The sequence below is a fragment of the Chryseobacterium sp. HNCC26DJ240 genome, from assembly GCF_057180485.1.
This window is the reverse complement of sequence record NZ_JBXUGK010000009.1, coordinates 198641-217088: the sequence shown is the minus strand read 5'-3', so window position 1 is coordinate 217088 and position 18448 is coordinate 198641. Positions and strand designations below refer to the sequence as shown.

Below are 18448 nucleotides of genomic sequence, written 5' to 3'. Positions count from 1 at the left end.
ATAGTAAATTACAAATTTTAAGAATTAAAAAACTCCCAAATTATCTTCGCTTTAGTTTTTCCTAAAATTTCCTCTAAAGTTTCCAGATTGGATTCTTTAATTCTTTTGACTGATTTGAGTTTAGACAAAAGCAGTTCAATCGTTTTTTCTCCAACACCCGGGATTTCTTCCAGCTCAGATTTTATCGTAGAATTGGTGCGTCTTGTACGGTGATGTCTCACGCCAAATCGGTGAGCTTCGTCACGCACCTGCTGTAAAATTTTCAGCGTCTCAGATTTTTTATCTAAATATAAAGGAATGGGATCTTCCGGGAAGAAAATTTCTTCGAGTCTTTTTGCAATCCCCACGATGGTAATTTTACCGTAAAGTCCGAGTAGTTTTAAGCTTTTCACAGCGGAAGATAGCTGACCTTTTCCACCGTCAATCAGGATTAATTGAGGTAAAGTTTCGCCTTCATCCAACATTCTTTTGTAACGGCGGAAAATCACTTCTTCCATCGTTTTGAAATCATCCGGACCGACTACCGTTTTGGGATGAAAAATTCTGTAATCTGCCTTGCTGGCTTTGCCATTTTTAAAAACCACACACGCCGAAACCGGATTGGTTCCCTGAATATTGGAGTTGTCGAAACCTTCAATATGTCGCGGCTCAACGGGCATTCTCAGCAGCTTCTGCATTTCTGCCATAATTCTGTTGGAATGTCTCTCAGGATCGACAATCTGAACCTGTTTTAATTTTTCAATTCTGTATTCCTTTGCATTTTTTTCTGAAAGTTCCACGATTCTTTTTTTATCACCAACCTTCGGAACAATCAGTTTTACATTCGGGATTTCAACAGATAAATGGAAGGGTAACAAAACTTCTTTAGAATCCGAATCAAATTTTTGGCGGATTTCAATCAACGCTTCTTCCATAATTTCTTCATCGGTTTCCTCAAGCATTTTCCTGATCTCGGTGGTAAAACTCTGGATAATATTTCCGTTTCTGATCTTAAAATAATTGACGTAAGCTGCCGTTTCGTCACTTGTCATCGCAAAAACATCCACATCATCAATGTTTGGATTTACAACTGTGTGTTTCGCCTGGTAATCGTCTAATACGTCCAGTCTTTCCTTAATTATCTGTGCGTTTTCAAACTGAAGATTTGAAGCATATTTCATCATTTGCTGCACCAAATATTCTTTGGCTTTCCGGAAATCTCCTTTTACAATTCCGCGGATGGCATCTACTTTTTCGTCGTAATCTTCCTTGCTTTCCAATCCCTCACACGGGCCTTCGCAGTTTTTGATGTGATATTCAAGACAGACTTTATATTTTCCCTCCTCAATTTTATTTGGAGCTAAATTTAAATTGCAGGTTCTTAATTTATAAATATGCTTAATCGTATCTAAAAGAATCTTAGCAGGACGTACTTTGGCGTAAGGTCCATAATATTCTGAGCCGTCTTTAATTTTGGTTCTGGTAAGAAAAATCCTTGGGAAATTTTCATTTTTAATGCAAATCCAAGGGTAGGTTTTGTCGTCTTTCAACATAATGTTGTAAAACGGCTTATGCTCCTTTATCAGATTATTTTCCAGTAAAAGTGCATCATATTCGCTGTTGACAATCGTGGTTTCCAGACGGTTGATTTTCCCGACCATAATCCTGGTGCGGTAGCCTGAAAGTGTTTTGTTGAAATAAGAAAGTACTCTTTTCTTCAGATTTTTGGCTTTTCCTACATACAGAAGATTCTCGTTTTTATCGTAATAACGGTAAACGCCGGGGTCTGATGGTAAAGTTTTAAGCTGTAATTCTAAAGAAGGATTCATGAGACAAAATTACAGAAATTAAAGTAATGTCATTGTGCCAAGTAATGGTAATCTGTAAAACCATGAAGAGTTTTTCTAAATGGATTGTTTCATCAACAATATATTTTGTAATAGTCAATAAAAAGATTGTTTTGTTTGTAAAACTGCTTATTTTTTATATTTTTTATGCTTCTTTTGATTAGTTTTTCAAAAAGAGTTAGTTTTAATAATTCAATTTAAATATTTAGAATGAAAATAATTTTGTTTTTGCTATTTCAAATGGTATTTGTGTCAGGTCAAAACTTTACAGTTATTTATGAGTTGAAATATAAACCTCAAATCAATAAAGATTTTATTGTTGAAAATTTTTATTTAGATATAGACAGAAAAAAATCTGTATTCAGATCTGAGTACCATAGGGAATCAGATTCTTTAGTTAATAAAACAGGCTTTGGTTATGGATCTAAACCAACATATAATAATCAATTTGATGTGTTGAAAGATGTTAGCAGAAATACAGTTTTGAAGATGGTAACTGCTCCCATGTTTAGTGATGTATATTACATAAAACCGGATTTATATACATGGAATATTTCTGCTGAAAAAATGAAAATTGGAAATATAGAATGCCAAAAAGCAGAGACAGAATATGGAGGAAGAAAATGGACAGCTTGGTTTACTTCAAGTATTCCGTTGTCGGATGGACCATACGTTTTCGGTCAGTTGCCTGGTTTGATTGTGAAAATTTCAGATACAAATGAAAATTTTGTTTTTGATTTAATAAAAGTAAAACAGAATAATACAGATTTAGCTTATGTCAAAAAAAATGGAAAGGAAATTTCGTGGGATGATTTAAAAAAACTTCAGAAAAATTACTATAGTCAGCCATTTTCAGAATTAAGAAGTAGAAATATTCCTATGGGCAAGGATGATGGTACGGGAAATACTAAGAGATTAAATGACAGTGAAATGAAAATGATGGAAATCAGAATGCAAAAGCAGATTAAGGAAGAATATAATCCTTTAGAGCTTAATTATAAAGTTGATTATGATGTCAATGACTAATTAAACAAAGTATTATTGATATGAATTTTGTTTGAGATTAGAATTCTAGACATTAATCGTTTAAAAAAAAAGAAAATTTATCAACGCTGTCAGGGTTCAAAACCCTGACAGCGTTTTTACAATTATTCTAACACTTAATTACTTCACAATCATTTTAAAGTTTTTAGAAAATTCTTTACCGACAGAAACCTGAAGTGAATAGGTGCCGGTTTGCAGTCTTCCCTGATAGTTGAAAGTCTGTTTTGTTTCTTTTTTCATTTTTTCGCTGTACAACAATCTTCCTGAGAAATCGTAAAGGTTTAAAGTGAAATCTTTCTTCTTTAAAACATCACCTTCCAAAGTGAAAATACCGTTGTTGGGATTGTCGTAGAGATTTAAATCTTTCAGCAAAGATGTTGTTTCAGAGGTAGAAAGTGTTTTTCTGTTGAACCTTGCAATGTAGCCGTTCAGAACATTCGGTACACCGGTTGGCTGCACTGATCCCGGAGTGGAAATCCCTGTGGTAGCTCTTGTGCTTCCGTATACATAGAAAGTATCTGTATTGAATACAGAAATGCTTAAACTGGGAGGGAAGCCGGGTTGTGATCCTGCCGATCCATAGTAAGACGACCATTCTCTTGTTCCTGTGCTGTTGAATTTAGCAAAAAACATATAGTTGTGTCCCACATGGGTTGGCCCCGAATAGGGTGGTGGGCTGGAAAGATGTGTTCCGGGTGTTGCCAGATTGTCTGGTGTGCCACTGTTGGGTGAAACGGTTTGAACTCCCGTAAGATAGATGTCATTTCCAAATACCGAAAGGCTGTTGTTGTTGAATGAAGATATGTCTTCAGAACTGCTCCCAAAATACGTGCTCCATTCTCTTCCGCCATCGTGATTGAATTTTGTAAGATAGATATCACTGCCTCCGGACGGTGTGTTTTGGAAACTTCCGGGTGTGCTGAAGTAAGTATTGTTGCTGCTGGTGAAATCATAGATGTCTCCAGCCACATACAGCCCTGTTTCATTAACATCAAGACCTGAATTTAAATTCACGAAAGTGTTGCCGGCAGGTCCGTAATAGGTTCCCCATACTCGGCTTCCGTCAGAAGTACTCAGTTTGGTAATTGATAAATTTGTTTTTTGGCTTTGAAAAGCATTGGCAGTTGCCATCTGCGTTAAAGCGGGATCAACATCATCGCTTCCTGTAAGGTAAAGATTTCCATTGAAATATTTTATTCTCTGGATTTCTGCAGGAAAGTAGGTTGCCCAAACCAATTGTCCGGACGGGTTGAGTTTTGCGATATAGGAATTTGACAGTATATTTCCGTTGTTGTCATATCTGATCACAAACGAGGGTTCAAAAGATCCGGAAGTACCGATATTCTGATGAAGAGTTTTGCCAGTAACATACGTATTACCAGCACCGTCATGGGTTATTTCGTTAATATAAATATTGAGTGAGGGTAAAAAAGTTTTCCATTGCAGAACTCCGGTATTGCTGTATTTTGATAATAAAACCTTATCCGCTCCTGCAGCAGCCGCTGTTGGAAACCAGGTTCCGGCAGTTCCCGATGCTCCTGTAATTCCTGTAGTAGAGTACTGGTAAGCAAATCTGTCTCCTGCATTATTAAAAGACATATTCGGCAGTTCAAATGAAACAGAACTGCCTACATAGCCTGTAGATACAATTGTTCCGGAAGGATTGATTACTCCACTCAGAATATTATTTGCTTTTGTGATATCATATCCACTACCGGATGTTGCAAACTGATTATAATAAGAAGCCTGATAGCCACTGATGGTCTGTGTACTTCCCAGAAAGTTCAGATTGTTGTTCGAGTCAAACTGTAATGTATTATAGGTAGCATTGCCAAAAAACGTATCTACCGGGCCGTAATAGGTTCCCCATGCCCTTGCAAACTCCTGAGCATTAAGCTGGATAAAGCTTAATACAATATATAAAAATAGGAATTTCTTTTTCATGTGATTAATTTTGATTTGGTGGTGAAAGTAATTTATCTGAAAATCTATTGCTAATCAGATTGTTTGCGTAAAAATATAAAAAATAAACAGTTTTTTGTCATTATGTTGTGATAATTAATAAAATTGCTATGAATTTTACCTGTCATTTCCGGAAAACTTAGAATTTAGAATGATGACTTTAGAGTAAAAGAAAAGCTGCAGAAATTTCTACAGCTTTAGTATTTATTTTAATTAATCTTTATCCGTTGCTCATCTCAGTATACTCACTGATCAGGAAACTCAGGTAATCCCATTCTACAGATTTTTTTGGATACATTTTCATAAATTCCGCGTTGTCTCCAAATAGGAAATCGTAGTTGTCTTCGAAATCATCTTTGTGAAGCCAGATTACTTTGTCGCCTTTCTTTACATAAAATGATTTTGTAATTCCGCCGCTCACCTGCATTCCGCCAAAGCTCATTCCGCCGGTTTCTTTAGCTCTCGGATCATGATAAACAGAGATAATCCCGTTAAATTCAGGATTGATAAGCTGCATTAGAAATTCCTTTTCATCCTTTTTGTTTTTTAACGAAACAGTTTGATTTACAAAGTGAATCCTTTCTTCAGAAACATTTTTGTTCATTTTTTTTCTGTTGATGTTGTTCACGTTTGAAACAAATTTCATTGCCTTCAAACCTTTTTCAAAATTTCTTGGTAGAAGGTACATTTCGCTTACGTTTTCAGCATCAAGTTTCAATTGCTTCTTGGTTGCGCTGTCTTTCAATACGATTTGATAAATCTGCCCTTTCTTCATATCTGTTCCCTCACAAAATCCTTTGTGAACGGTTCCGTCTTTCAGAATAACCGTTGAAACTTTCTTAGAAGAGGGTGCAGAAAATCCTTCATTGAAGAGATACTGTTCCATGTTTTTGATCTGCTCTTTGGTGTATTTTACCTTTTCCTGAGCAAAAGAGAATGCACTTGTTAACGAAAGTGCCAATAATAAAGCTTTAATTTTCATACATGTATGTTTAATATTAAGGCGTAAAAATAATAAAATATTTGACTTGTACTAAATAAATTTTATACTCAGAGGATGCCGTTTCCAGTTCGCCTCAAAATGTGTATTTTTAGCCAAATTTTTTTAGAATGATATACGGTATAGATACTTTCAGTTTCCACGATGTTCTGGAAATCTGTAAGACCCCAAATAAAGCTATGCTCAACGAAGCTGCAAAAAATCAGATCATAAAATCTCAGAATAATGTAAAGCAGATTGTAGAGTCAGACCAATGTGTTTATGGGATTAATACAGGTTTCGGACCGCTTTGTGATGTTAAAATTTCGGCGGATGAAACGGCTCAGTTACAATATAATTTAATTATTTCTCATGCAGTAGGAGTGGGGAAGCCCATAGATAAAGAATTTTCAAAAATCATGATGATTGCGAAAGTTCATGCCTTGTCTAAAGGTTTTTCGGGAGTTTCTCTGGAGGTGATTGAAAGATTTATTCTGATGCTTGAAAAAGACATTATTCCAGTTGTTCCTGAGCAGGGTTCGGTAGGGGCATCCGGCGATTTGGCACCGCTTTCTCATCTGGTTTTACCGCTTTTAGGACTCGGACAGGTTTGGGCAGGAAATGAAATCTTCGAAACGGCTGAAATTTTAGAGAAAAACAATCTTGAACCATTGGTTTTAGGTCCAAAAGAAGGTTTGGGATTAATTAACGGAACTCAGTTTATTCTGGCTCACGCCATCAAAGGTTTGGAAAAATTCGAATACCTTTTGGATCTTGCTGATATGACTGCCGCGATGAGTCTGGAGGCGTACAGAGGTTCTGCAAGTCCGTTCAAAAAAGAACTTCACGACATCAGACCTTTTGAAGGAAGCAAAAAAGTGGCTGCAAGAATGCTGAAATTTTTAAAGAATTCAGACAATCTGAAAGCGCATGAATACTGCGACAGAGTGCAGGATCCATATTCGATGAGATGTGTTCCTCAGGTGCACGGGGCGAGCAGAAATGCTTTTGAACATTTAAAATTACTTACCGAAACAGAATTGAATTCTGTGACCGACAACCCGATTGTTTTGAGTGCCGAAGAATCTATTTCCGGAGGTAATTTCCACGGACAGTTATTGGCAATGCCTTTGGATTACGCGACTTTGGCAGCTGCAGAGCTGGGGAATATTTCAGACAGAAGAAGTTATTTATTGCTGGAAGGAAAATATGGTCTACCAAGATTGTTGACGGAAAGTTCAGGTTTAAATTCAGGATTTATGATTCCTCAATATACTTCTGCGGCTTTGGTTACTGAGAACAAAACGCTTTGTTTCCCGGCATCGGCAGATTCAATTCCTACGAGTTTAGGACAGGAAGATCACGTTTCGATGGGAAGTATTTCGGGTAGAAAATTCAATCAGGTTTTAGGAAATTTGGTTAATATTTTAGCGGTAGAACTGATGTTTGCGGCTCAAGGTTTAGAATTCAGAAGACCAGCGAAATGCTCAAAAATCATTGAAGAAAACCACGCCATTCTCCGTTCAAAAGTTGCCAAACTGGAAGATGACAGGTTAATTGGAAAAGATATGTTGGCAATCGCTGAACTGATTAATGAGAGACAATTTGTAGTCAATTTTTAATTTAAAATGATGAAGAAAATTGTATTTGTAACAGCATTTCTTTTAGCTTCCATGACGTTTGCCCAAACCTCAAAAGAAAAAAAGATCAATGAATTCATTCAGCTTACAGCTGTTGATAAATTGGGGAAACAGTCCATCGATAAGATGGTTGATCTTTACAAACAACAATTTACCGATTTGCCGGAGGAATTTTGGGAAGAATTTAAAAAGGAAGCCAATGAAGATGAATTGACCAAAATGTACATTCCCATATACGACAAGTATTATTCTGAATCTGATCTGGATGCGCTGATAAAATTCTACAGGTCGCCAACGGGGAAAAAGATGGTAGCCATCATGCCGGAGGTAATGAATGAAAGTATGGAAAAGGGCCGGATTTGGGGTGAAGCAATCAGCAGAAAAGTGATTGCGAAAATTGAAAAGGCAAAGGCTGAAAAAAGTGCTCAGAAAATGGCTGAACTGGAGAATGCCCGAGTGACGACGGTGTCTGAATAATTTTTAATATACTCTCTCGCAGATTAAGTAAATTTTGCAGATTATTTTAATCCGCTTAATCCGCTTAATCTGCGGGAGAAATTTTTATTCCAAATAAAGAATGCGAATCCTCAGAACCAATTCGGAAAATAAGGAATTTCAAAATTTAGTACAAAAGCTGGATGCATATCTTGCTGTAATTGATGGTGAAGATCATGCTTTCTATGATCGGTTTAATAAAATCGATGCTTTAAAAAACTGTGTTGTTATTTTTGATGATAAAATGCCGTAGCCTGTGGCGCAATAAAATCTTTAGATGAAAATATAATGGAAGTCAAAAGAATGTTTACACTTACTGAATATCGCGGTCAAGGTTTAGCGGTAAAAGTTTTGGAAGAATTAGAGCTTTGGGCTAAAGATTTAAACTACCAAAAAACTGTTTTAGAAACGGGCAAAAAACAGGTTGAAGCCGTTGCGCTTTATCATAAATGTGGCTACAAAGTAATTCCGAATTACGGTCAGTATGCAGAAATTGAAAGCAGTATCTGTTTTGAGAAAAATATTTAAAATAAGATATTGTATTTCCTGCATAAGATTTTTAAGCTAAATTAATTCTGCAATCTTCTGTCTTTCAGTATAAATTAATAACTTGGCTTCACCAAATATTTTAAAATTTTAAACATGAAAACAAAAGTTTTTTGCATGCTTGTGGCATTTATTGCGTTCACATCATGCACTCAGGATGAAATGCAGAGCAATCCCGCAGAAATTCAGATGACCCAAACCGACCCGCTTACTGCAAAACAAATCAACGAAAAAATCAAGGAAACCATCAAAACCGGAAAACGTTTTTCATGGAAAGAATCCTCAGATCATTTTATCTGGAGTGGTATTTTTCAGGGAAATAAATTAGCATCAATCGGTTTTGGAAATTCTTTCGACCGCAGCGAAACGCCCGATAGCAAAGAGATTGAAAACATGATCCTGCAAACCATTGAAAAATATGAAGGTAAAAAAGACAGGATTTTGCTTTCCTCAGATGAGTTTTTAAACCAGATCGATGTTGTTGTAGAAAAGCAGGAAACCGTTATTGCTTTAAGAAAATTAAAACAAATCCGTTATCTCGAACCGGCCGACTACCGTTATTTTGAAAATGAAAATAAATTCAGTGGTGCTGCGAAATCAAGTTCATCTTCAGGTTGTGGATATGAATCTTTAGTTTTAAATGCATCAGATTACAGCACTGTAACGCCCAATGCAAAAGCGCCATGGTCATTCGCAAAACACAACATTACTTCTGCATGGAGTTACAGCACGGGAGCAGGAGTGACGATTGGTCTGATTGATTCAGGAGTTTCTTCAAATCAGACTTTATTGGGAAGCAGTTTCAATAACGGAAATTCTTCGGGAAGAACTATCAGTAAACAGGGCGTTTATGTAGATTCAGTTTGGCCGTGGAGTTCAGGATATGATGGTTCGGATGACAAGTGTGGTCATGGAACGAGCATGGCTTCAGCGATGGCGGCTCCGAGAAATAATCAGGGACAGCCAGTTGGTATAGCTTACAATGCGAATTTAATTTCTTACCGTGCCGCATCAAACGTTGTTTTAGATGGTTATCACGAACAAAACGGTGTGAAAACAGCTTTCACGAATTTAGGAAATACATCAAGTGTCAAAATTATTTCCATGTCGATGGGACATATTTTCTCTGTCGGAAAGATTGAGGACGGTGTAAAATATGCCTATTCAAAAGGAAAACTTATCTTCTGTGCCGGTGGAACTTCTACAAGCTTCACAACGTTCGTCGGTGTGATTTTCCCTGCATGGATGCCGGAAACACAGGCTGTAACAGGGGTGAAAGAAAACACTTCTAATCAAAAGTGTGATGTCTGTCATTCAGGATCCGAAATTGACTTTACCTATCAGATGGAGAGAGCTTCGGGAAGCAATATTCCTGTTTTGAGTTATTATAACGGACAAACAGATTACGTAGGCGGTTCATCAGTCGCAACAGCTTCTACAGCAGGAATTGCGGCATTGGTTTGGTCTAAAAATCCTTCATGGTCAAGAGATCAGGTTTTGAATAAAATGAGACAATCTGCGACTTATTATCCAACTAAAAATGCAGATTATGGCTATGGAAATATCAATGTTTTGCAGGCCGTGCAATAATTTAGATTTAAAATTAATACGATGAAAGCTTCCTTTTTGGAAGCTTTTTTCGTTTAGTCACCTAACTGATAATCTAAAGGCAGCAGATTTTCTATTTTATTGTTGGCAAATTCTCCCTGATTGGTCAGCATTCCGGGATTGGACGTGTTTCCGTCAGAGCTTATCTCAAAAGTTTCTCCTTCCGGATGAAGATAGGAAGTTTGAACAATTGGAATTTTTGTTTTTACAAACTGACCTTTTTTGTATTCGTAAAAGTATTTTTTGAAGTTAATCTGCATCATGTAATCATAATTCAAAATTAACTTTCCATCCGTTATTTTTGTATAATCTGTTTCAGGGATTTGAAGTTTGGTGATTGCAATTTTGTAAGGAACTTCACTTCTTTTTCTGCTGGCAATCTCTAATAAGTCTGGTGGAATATTTAAACTCTTTTTAGCTTTAAAATCTTCAGCAAAATCTTTCAGGCGTTGTAATTCTGCATCTGTTGGGTATTTGTCATTCGGAAATTTCGTGATTTGATTAACAATGAAACCTTCTGATTCTACTTTTTTAGCATAAACACTTCTGAAAAAATGAACCTGACTTCCGTCGAAAGCGTTCATTCTGTTCAATTTCATTTTTGAATTACTTTTTGTTTCTGTAAAAAAACTGGTACCGTAAAACCTTGTGGTTTGGTTGTCAAATTCAGAGACAAATTCCACCAGATTATAATTAATGGTATAGCCCAGGTTTTTATTTTCGATGATTAAAGTTTGGGGAGCTTTTACGCGAAGAATTTTATTTTCTGAGTCGTAGGAGAACTTGAGCGTTCTTTGGTTTTTAATCTTAACATTTTCATGATCATTTCCAATAAATGCATTCAGAAAATGACCAATGTAGCGCTTATAAGTCGCTTCTGTGTAAGGAATGATCTTTACTTCTTCAATCTTCGTGGTCTTCAGTAATTCAACCTTTAAAGTTTTGTTTAAAACTTCTGAAACGTTAATAGAATAAGAGTCATACTCATCTTTATAAAAAACAAGAATTCCATTTTTAACGTTCGGAATATCTAAGCTGAAACTTCCGTCTTCTGCAGATATTGTTCCCGTTTTTGTTCCGTCAACGTAGATGTTTGCCTGCGGGATTGGTTTGCCTAAGTCATTGACCACCGTTCCTTTGACCTTTTGAGCTATAACAAGATAGAACGGTAAGAGGATCAATAAAAGTAATATTGTTTTTTTCATGGTTTACAATATTACTAAAAATATAGTGATAAAAAAATAACCGCAATGAATAGATCTATTTCATGTGAAATTTAATCGGTTTTATCTTGAAATAAACTAAACAGTTATGTTTAAAGCTTGTTTTTAGCCAATCCTCACACTCGTCATGCTGAGCGATCCTGCAATAAGCTCATCATTAAAAAGTCTCAGATCTTCCGTTTTTTCTTTTAAACCTAAAGTATACAGCAATGGAAAATAATGATCGGGAGTAGGAATGGCGTATTCCAGCGATGTTCCATGGCTGCGGTAATCAATCAGATTTTGAAAATTCCCTTCAGTCAGCCAGTTGTTGGTTTTTTCTCTTGCTTCGATTGCCCAGTCCCAGCCGGCTCCAACGGTATTGATGTTTTTCCAGTCGACCATTCTGAGGTTGTGAACAATGTTTCCGCTTCCGATAATTAAAATTCCTTTTTCTCGAAGTTTTGAAAGTCTTTTTCCTAAATCAAAATGGTATTGTGGAGGCTTATTATAATCAATACTCATCTGAATCACAGGAATGTCAGCTTCGGGATACATGTGTTTGATGACAGACTAGGCTCCATGATCCAATCCCCAGCTATGATCTTCCTCGACCAAAGGGTTTAAAATATTCACCACTTCACTTGCCAGTTCAGGACTTCCGTGAGCTGGATACTCAACATCAAAAAGTTCCTGCGGAAAACCTCCGAAATCATGAATAGTTTTGGGCATTTCCATAGCGGTAACAAAAGTTCCTCTCGTCAGCCAATGTGCAGAAATACAGAGAATAGCATTTGGTTTTTCGATTTCCTGAGCTGCTTTTCGGAATCCCTGTACAAACTGGTTTTCTTCAATCGCATTCATCGGCGAACCGTGCCCGAGAAAAAGGACAGGCATTTTTTGAGATGATTTAAAACCGCTGCTGATGTTTTCGAGATCGTGGAGATTCATATTTAAAAAAAAGAAACGTTAAAAAATTTAAACCACAAAAGTCACAAAACAGAAGTTTTTAAAAATTACTTTTAAAAGTTCAAAAAAGATCAATGTTCAGTAACGCTCTCTTTTTTGAACTTTTGTAAAACTTAGAAACTTCAAAAGCTTTTGTGACTTTTGTGGTTAGAAACAAAATTAAGCTTGCTTAACAAACTGCAATTCGCCTGCTATTTTTACTTCTTCGCTCACCATTACACCACCTGCTTCAAGAGCTGCGTTCCAGTTCAGACCAAAATCTTTTCTGTTGATTTTTGTTTCAAAAGAAAAACCTGCTTTGGTATTTCCCCAAGGATCAACGTTCACACCCCCGAATTCAACAGTCAAAACAACAGGTTTTGTAATTCCGTTTACGGTAAGATTTCCTTCCACTTCGTCGTTCAAAGATGTAGATTCGAAAGTGATCGTTGGGTTGGCTTCAGCGTTGAAAAATTCGGCAGATTTCAAGTGATTGTCTCTGTCTGTATTGTTGGTAAAGATTGAATCTACATCAATAGTAGCATTCACTTTTGCGCTTTTAAAAGTGTCGTCATCAGCTTCAATATCTGCATTGAAACTTTTGAACTGACCTTTAATATTAGAGATCATCATGTGTTTTACTTTAAAAGTAACTTCGCTGTGTGTAGGATCAAGATTCCATTTTGTAGACATAATATTTTGATTTTTAATTGTTATTTAATGAAGCAAATTTAGGGCAAGACTAGTTTTTCATCCATTGATTTAGGATAAGAAATCTAAATTTTAATAAAAATTTAACCTCAAAATCTACAACCTCACTCAATACAATCACCTATCATCCATCATCCATCAATCATCAATCATCACCCATTGCTCATTTTTTTTGGGAGCTATTTCGTGCTATCCGCTCATACTCCTCGCGCCACCGCTGATGCCCTCCCTTGCTGTGGGGTAACCGCTGCTATCACGGCTAGGTGCTTTTTTTGAAATGGATTTGCTTTAGTACAGAAGAATGTATTTTAAGAAACCACCCCGTCAAAAATTCTGTCGAATTTTCGCCACCCCTCCAAAGGAGGGGAATTCTCATGCGTCAGTTTTAGTTTAATTGATGCGGCGAATCTACTTCCTCGATTTCCAAAGGAGGGGAATTCTTATGCGTTAGTTTTAGGTTAATTGATGCGGCGAATCTCTTTCCTTGATATCTAAAGCAAGGGGATTCTCAAGGTATAGTTCTCTTTCATAATTTTTATAATGAACATCCTTTTAATGAAAATAGATAAAAAAACCTCAAAAGCCCATCAATAGATGTCCCTGCACCCTAGCAACAGGTTTGCCGGTAAGCATAAAAGCCTGTCGCACCCTAGCTACAAGCCTGCCGGTAATCGGCAAGCTTGTTGCACCCCTGCAGCAAACTTGCCGGAAAATGAGAAAGTTTCTTGTACCCGTGCATGGAATTTTCCCACAAGTACGAAATCCAAAAAAAATTAAATGTAATAGTTCAGATCCCTGCGGAATGAAAGGAAACTGTGAAAATCTGCAAGCTAACGAATAAAAACATTTGTAACATTTATCTCAGAAATTAGATCTGAAATGAGGAATTTTAAGCACAAAAAAAAGCAGATAAAATAAATTATCTGCCTGTATTACGATTGAAGATGTTTAGTCTTCTGAGATTACGCTTTTTTCACGTTAACTGCGTTAACGCCTTTTGCTCCGTTTTGTAAATCAAATGTTACTACATCATTTTCACGGATAGTGTCTACTAATCCTGAAGTGTGTACGAAAACATCCTGACCTCCTGTTGATGGTGTAATAAAACCAAATCCTTTGGTGTCGTTAAAGAATTTTACTGTTCCTTGTTGCATTGTATTGTATTAAAAAAATTATTGTATTTGCTGATAAATTGGTTGGCTGTTGCCATTATCGTTCTGATCAGCAGGTCAAAACCATAATAAATCGATTTGTAAGCAAAAAAATGATGTTGGAAATTTTTAGATCCTGAAGCTATTCAGGTTGAAAAAAGGTACTGCACCTGTTCTGTGACGACAAAAATTAGCGACTGTAAAAGCGAAAACTGATAGAAGAGCGAACTCAAAGTTTCAGAAGTAGCGTTGGCAGGAGCCTGATTATGGCACAAATGTACGCATAATATATTGAAAACAAGCACTTTTTATTTTTAATCCATTATTTCAGTGAAATATTACTTACGAAAATTTATAATTGATGACTTTAATTAAGCCTGAATTTTGGCTAAATTAAATCTCTCCATCACAATCAGTATTGCCTGAAAAAAGGTGCTCAGATGCTGAGTGTATGTTTTGTTTTGAATTAAAAGAGAATTACAAATTTTTTTGATAAACATTTTAGTCGCTAAAATCTCATTTCATTTCCAACTGTTTAATGGCTGATATTTATTTCTTATTTTTGGCAGATTCTATTTAATTTTATGAAAATGGCATCAGAAATATGGTTTTATGTATAATTATCCTGCTGCCGGACGACATATTATTGATACAAAAATGAAATTTTACTTATGAAACTACATAAATTATCTTTAATGATGATTCTTTTGGGAGGGACGGCTTTCGCTCAAACCCAAAAATTCACGATGGCAGAAGCTGTCAACGGTTTACGAACCAATCTGGCTGTGAAAAATATTTCTCAGTTCTCATGGTCTGCAGATGGAAAATCCTACATCAATGCAGTAAAGAATGGTTATCTGATTACAGATATCAAAACCGGAAAACAGGATACTCTGGTTTCATTAAACCAATTAAATAAAGGCTTGGCAGAAAATAAGCTGAAAGGTTTTCCACAGGTAAAATTTACAGATGCCTCCAAAGGTTATTATATGTCCGGTAGTAAAATGGTCTGGGTAGAAAAATCCGGCAGCGAATGGAAGGCTAAAAAATCTGCCGAAATGCCGAAAACTGCTGAGAATTTCAAAGTATTTAATGACAATCAAACCTTTGCATTTACGGATAAGAATAATCTTTTCGTTAATAAAAATGGAAGAACGATTGCTGTGAGCAATGAAGCCAACGAAAATATTCTTTTTGGAGCAAGCAATGTTCACAGAAACGAATTCGGGATTGATACCGGAATTTTTCCCGCACCCAATTCAGAGTCGGTAGCGTTCTACAAAATGGATCAGACCATGGTTGCAGATTATCCTATCATCAATTGGTCTGTGACTCCCGCTGTCAATACGAACATCAAATATCCGATGGCTGGGAAAACTTCGCATGAAGTAACGTTAGGTATTTTTAATATTAAAACTGAATCCACAAGCTACTTAAAAATTGATGGCGAAAAAGATCAGTATTTAACGGCAGTGACATGGAGTCCGGATTCGAAATATATTTTTGTGGGCGTGCTTAACCGTGGCCAGAATCATTTACAGATGAATCAGTACGATGCGGCAACGGGAAATTTAGTTAAAACTTTATTCGAAGAGAAAAGCGATAAATATGTGGAGCCACAGCATCCGCTTTTGTTTTTCCCAAATTCAAATACAGATTTCATCTGGCAGAGTCAGAGATCGGGATACAATCATTTGTTTCATTACAATTTAGAGAAAGGTTTGATTGCCCAGATTACGAAAGGGGACTGGCTGGTAACTGATGTTTTGGGTTTCAACGAAAAGAAAAAAGATATTTATTACACCTCGACAGAAGTCAGCCCCACAGAAAGACATTTATATAGAATCAACTGGAATTCCTACAAAAAACAGAGACTCGACGATGCTGAAGGAACACATGCCGGAGTTTTGAGCGCCGATGGAAATTATCTTTATGATACTTACTCAAACGCCAATACTCCAAGAAAGGTAAACGTAATCAACACCACGACTTTGAAAATTCAAAACCTGTTGACTGCTGAAAATCCTTTGAAGAATTACGCAAGACCGGAAATTAAAAGCATCAATTTAAAAGCAGACGACGGAACAATTTTGTATGGAAAAATCATCCTTCCCACCAATTTTGATCCGGCTAAAAAATATCCGGCTATTGTATACCTTTATAACGGGCCGCATTTGCAGTTGGTTAACAATACTTTCCCTGCTTCGGGAAATCTTTGGTACGAATATATGGCTCAGAATGATTACGTCATTTTCACGATGGACGGAAGAGGCTCTGCCAACCGTGGTTTGAAGTTTGAGCAGGCTGTTTTCAGAAACTTAGGAACTACCGAAATGAACGACCAGATGAAAGGTGTGGATTATTTAAGATCTCTTCCTTATGTAGATTCTGAAAAACTGGGAATTCACGGTTGGAGTTTTGGTGGTTTTATGACGACAAGTTTTATGCTTCGTCAGCCGGATGTTTTCAAAGTAGGAGTTGCAGGAGGTCCGGTAATCGACTGGAGCATGTACGAAATCATGTATGGCGAAAGATATATGGATTCTCCACAGGAAAATCCGCAAGGTTATGCTACAGCAAACCTTTTAGATAAAACTCAAAATCTGAACGGCAAATTATTAATGATTCATGGCGCGCAGGATGATGTTGTGGTTTGGCAACATTCAATGAAATTCATCAAAGCGGCGGTGGATAATGGTGTTCAGATTGATTATTTTGTTTATCCGGGGCATCCGCATAACGTGATTGGAAAGGACCGGGTGCATTTGATGCAGAAAGTGACTGATTATTTTGATCAGAATCTGAAGAAGTAGATGGCTTCCGGCTTTTGGCAAGTGGCTTTTTGCCTATTGCTATTAAAATTTCATTAAATATTAATTCCAGTCTTAAAAAGGCTGGAATTTTTTTATAATTCATAATAATTCGTGTCATTCGTAAAAATATTCGTGGAATTCGTAATCATTCCATTCTTATCAAACATCAACGTTTTTAAACATTCATTCAACTAATTTTGCTCTATAAATATCAATAATATGGAATTAGGAATAGGAATGTTCGGCGATGTCGCCTTCGACCAAAAAACAGGAAAATACAGAGATGCTGGCATCAAAATCAGAGAAATCATCGGTCAGGTAAAACTGATGGATGAGGTAGGAATAGATGTTTTCGCAATGGGAGAGCATCACCGTGCGGATTATGCCGTTTCTTCGCCCGAAATGGTTTTGGCAGCTGCAGCAAGTGTCACCAAAAATATTAAGCTCGCAAGCGGTGTTACGGTTTTAAGTTCATCTGAACCTGTAAAAGTATATGAAGATTTTGCAACTTTAGATCTCATTTCAGACGGTAGAGCCGAGATTTTCGTAGGTCGTGGAAGTTTCATTGAATCTTTTCCACTGTACGGCTATTCCTTGAATGATTATGAGCAGCTTTTCGACGAGAAATTAGAATTGTTGTTAAAAATTAATTCAGAAGAGAATGTTTCTTGGTCAGGGAAACTTCGTGCCCCGATGCAGAATCAAACCGTTTATCCGAGAGCAAAAAATAATGGCAGACTTCCAATATGGAGAGCTGTTGGTGGAACTCCGCAATCGGTTTTGAATGCTGCTCAGTTGGGAATGCCTTTAGTGGTTGCCATCATTGGAGGAATGCCGATTCAGTTTAAAAGCCTCATTGAATTTTACAAACAGGAATACCTGAAAGCCGGTCATCCTGAAGCTGATATGCAGATTGCTATTCATTCGCACACTTTTGTAAGTGAAGATCAGAAGGTGATCGATGAATATTTTTACACTTACAAATCTCAGATGGACAGAATTGGATCGTCCAGAGGATGGGCTCCTTACACAAAGATGCAGTACGAGGGTGGTAGAAGTGAAGATGGAGCTTTGTTTATTGGAAGTGCAGAGCAGGTTGCCGATAAAATCAATTACATTAAAGATATCTTCGGAATCACCAGATTTATCGGTCACATGGATGTTGGCGACCCTGCTGATGAAGTAATGAGAAAATCGATTGAGCTTTTTGGAAATGAAATTTCAAAACAGGTAAGATAAAATGAAGACTCTGCAGGATATATTTCTGTGGAGTTTTTTTCTGTGAAAAGAGATTAATCGTCTGATATTCATCTCCGGAATTCCCGGAATAAGGATTATTTTACTGCGAAAATAGTCTTGTAAACAGATTGTATAAAATAAAACAGAGCGGTTTTTTCAACCGCTCTGTACCTAAACCAAAACACAAATCATGAAAATGAATGTCTTGTTAAATATAAAATTATTTTACAATAATTTCTAAAAATTTTTAAATTTTCTTCATAAATATTAAAAATGCTTTGCGG

14 protein-coding genes and 1 pseudogene are annotated in these 18448 nt (G+C 36.6%); 8 read left to right on the top strand and 7 right to left on the bottom strand.

Going from position 1 to position 18448, the window contains the following annotated elements; genetic code table 11:
- Nucleotides 1-17 precede the first annotated feature (17 nt).
- Nucleotides 18-1808 (bottom strand): excinuclease ABC subunit UvrC, encoded by a 1791-nt coding sequence (gene uvrC / locus AC2A1G_RS18670; protein WP_484048392.1) that lies wholly within the window; start codon nt 1806-1808, stop codon nt 18-20.
- A gap of 228 nt (nt 1809-2036) precedes the next feature.
- On the opposite strand from uvrC, the gene AC2A1G_RS18665 reads away from it, so the two are divergent.
- Nucleotides 2037-2852, top strand: a complete 816-nt coding sequence (locus AC2A1G_RS18665) for a GLPGLI family protein (protein WP_484048391.1) — start codon at nt 2037-2039, stop codon at nt 2850-2852.
- A gap of 138 nt (nt 2853-2990) precedes the next feature.
- On the opposite strand, the gene AC2A1G_RS18660 is transcribed toward AC2A1G_RS18665, so the two are convergent.
- Together AC2A1G_RS18660 and AC2A1G_RS18655 are read right to left on the bottom strand one after the other, a co-directional pair.
- Nucleotides 2991-4814 (bottom strand): T9SS type A sorting domain-containing protein, encoded by a 1824-nt coding sequence (locus AC2A1G_RS18660; protein WP_484048390.1) that lies wholly within the window; start codon nt 4812-4814, stop codon nt 2991-2993.
- 238 nt (nt 4815-5052) lie between these two features.
- The gene (locus tag AC2A1G_RS18655) at nt 5053-5814 is read right to left on the bottom strand and encodes a hypothetical protein (protein WP_484048389.1); all 762 of its coding nucleotides are present in this window, start codon (nt 5812-5814) and stop codon (nt 5053-5055) included.
- Between the two features lie 128 nt (nt 5815-5942).
- Here AC2A1G_RS18655 and hutH point away from each other — a divergent pair, with 128 nt between their 5' ends.
- The 5 genes from hutH to AC2A1G_RS18630 all read left to right on the top strand — a co-directional run bounded on the left by hutH (nt 5943) and on the right by AC2A1G_RS18630 (nt 10082).
- Nucleotides 5943-7433: a histidine ammonia-lyase gene (hutH, locus tag AC2A1G_RS18650; protein WP_484048388.1), complete on the top strand. Its 1491-nt coding sequence runs from the start codon at nt 5943-5945 to the stop codon at nt 7431-7433.
- A 9-nt stretch (nt 7434-7442) separates the two neighbouring features.
- Nucleotides 7443-7928 carry a DUF2059 domain-containing protein gene (locus AC2A1G_RS18645; RefSeq protein WP_484048387.1) on the top strand — a complete coding sequence of 162 codons (486 nt, stop codon included), beginning with the start codon at nt 7443-7445 and terminating at the stop codon, nt 7926-7928.
- A gap of 100 nt (nt 7929-8028) precedes the next feature.
- Entirely contained in the window at nt 8029-8199 is a 171-nt protein-coding gene (locus AC2A1G_RS18640; protein WP_484048386.1) for a hypothetical protein, read from the top strand.
- A 35-nt stretch (nt 8200-8234) separates the two neighbouring features.
- Nucleotides 8235-8474, top strand: a complete 240-nt coding sequence (locus AC2A1G_RS18635) for a GNAT family N-acetyltransferase (protein WP_484048385.1) — start codon at nt 8235-8237, stop codon at nt 8472-8474.
- 114 nt (nt 8475-8588) lie between these two features.
- Nucleotides 8589-10082, top strand: coding sequence for a S8 family peptidase (locus tag AC2A1G_RS18630; RefSeq protein ID WP_484048384.1), 1494 nt, complete (start codon nt 8589-8591; stop codon nt 10080-10082).
- A 53-nt stretch (nt 10083-10135) separates the two neighbouring features.
- Here AC2A1G_RS18630 and AC2A1G_RS18625 read toward each other — a convergent pair whose 3' ends face one another.
- The 4 genes and pseudogenes from AC2A1G_RS18625 to AC2A1G_RS18610 all read right to left on the bottom strand — a co-directional run bounded on the left by AC2A1G_RS18625 (nt 10136) and on the right by AC2A1G_RS18610 (nt 14115).
- Nucleotides 10136-11305 carry a carboxypeptidase-like regulatory domain-containing protein gene (locus AC2A1G_RS18625; protein WP_484048383.1) on the bottom strand — a complete coding sequence of 390 codons (1170 nt, stop codon included), beginning with the start codon at nt 11303-11305 and terminating at the stop codon, nt 10136-10138.
- A 123-nt stretch (nt 11306-11428) separates the two neighbouring features.
- Nucleotides 11429-12253 (bottom strand): annotated as a pseudogene (gene ygiD / locus AC2A1G_RS18620) (4,5-DOPA-extradiol-dioxygenase).
- A gap of 177 nt (nt 12254-12430) precedes the next feature.
- Nucleotides 12431-12943: a YceI family protein gene (locus AC2A1G_RS18615; RefSeq protein WP_484048382.1), complete on the bottom strand. Its 513-nt coding sequence runs from the start codon at nt 12941-12943 to the stop codon at nt 12431-12433.
- A 980-nt stretch (nt 12944-13923) separates the two neighbouring features.
- Nucleotides 13924-14115, bottom strand: coding sequence for a cold-shock protein (locus AC2A1G_RS18610; protein WP_056034800.1), 192 nt, complete (start codon nt 14113-14115; stop codon nt 13924-13926).
- Nucleotides 14116-14783: 668 nt separating this feature from the next.
- Here AC2A1G_RS18610 and AC2A1G_RS18605 point away from each other — a divergent pair.
- Together AC2A1G_RS18605 and AC2A1G_RS18600 are read left to right on the top strand one after the other, a co-directional pair.
- Nucleotides 14784-16925 carry a S9 family peptidase gene (locus AC2A1G_RS18605; protein WP_484048381.1) on the top strand — a complete coding sequence of 714 codons (2142 nt, stop codon included), beginning with the start codon at nt 14784-14786 and terminating at the stop codon, nt 16923-16925.
- 219 nt (nt 16926-17144) lie between these two features.
- Nucleotides 17145-18164 (top strand): LLM class flavin-dependent oxidoreductase, encoded by a 1020-nt coding sequence (locus AC2A1G_RS18600; protein ID WP_484048380.1) that lies wholly within the window; start codon nt 17145-17147, stop codon nt 18162-18164.
- Nucleotides 18165-18448: the final 284 nt, after the last annotated feature.

Coding starts and splice junctions, on each gene's coding strand:
- AC2A1G_RS18640 (WP_484048386.1), top strand. CDS start 8,029: ATGCGAATCCTCAGAACCAATTCGGAAAATAAGGAATTTCAAAATTTA.
- AC2A1G_RS18615 (WP_484048382.1), bottom strand. CDS start 12,943: ATGTCTACAAAATGGAATCTTGATCCTACACACAGCGAAGTTACTTTT.
- AC2A1G_RS18600 (WP_484048380.1), top strand. CDS start 17,145: ATGGAATTAGGAATAGGAATGTTCGGCGATGTCGCCTTCGACCAAAAA.
- AC2A1G_RS18610 (WP_056034800.1), bottom strand. CDS start 14,115: ATGCAACAAGGAACAGTAAAATTCTTTAACGACACCAAAGGATTTGGT.
- hutH (WP_484048388.1), top strand. CDS start 5,943: ATGATATACGGTATAGATACTTTCAGTTTCCACGATGTTCTGGAAATC.
- uvrC (WP_484048392.1), bottom strand. CDS start 1,808: ATGAATCCTTCTTTAGAATTACAGCTTAAAACTTTACCATCAGACCCC.
- AC2A1G_RS18605 (WP_484048381.1), top strand. CDS start 14,784: ATGAAACTACATAAATTATCTTTAATGATGATTCTTTTGGGAGGGACG.
- AC2A1G_RS18630 (WP_484048384.1), top strand. CDS start 8,589: ATGAAAACAAAAGTTTTTTGCATGCTTGTGGCATTTATTGCGTTCACA.
- AC2A1G_RS18665 (WP_484048391.1), top strand. CDS start 2,037: ATGAAAATAATTTTGTTTTTGCTATTTCAAATGGTATTTGTGTCAGGT.
- AC2A1G_RS18660 (WP_484048390.1), bottom strand. CDS start 4,814: ATGAAAAAGAAATTCCTATTTTTATATATTGTATTAAGCTTTATCCAG.
- AC2A1G_RS18625 (WP_484048383.1), bottom strand. CDS start 11,305: ATGAAAAAAACAATATTACTTTTATTGATCCTCTTACCGTTCTATCTT.
- AC2A1G_RS18645 (WP_484048387.1), top strand. CDS start 7,443: ATGAAGAAAATTGTATTTGTAACAGCATTTCTTTTAGCTTCCATGACG.
- AC2A1G_RS18655 (WP_484048389.1), bottom strand. CDS start 5,814: ATGAAAATTAAAGCTTTATTATTGGCACTTTCGTTAACAAGTGCATTC.
- AC2A1G_RS18635 (WP_484048385.1), top strand. CDS start 8,235: ATGGAAGTCAAAAGAATGTTTACACTTACTGAATATCGCGGTCAAGGT.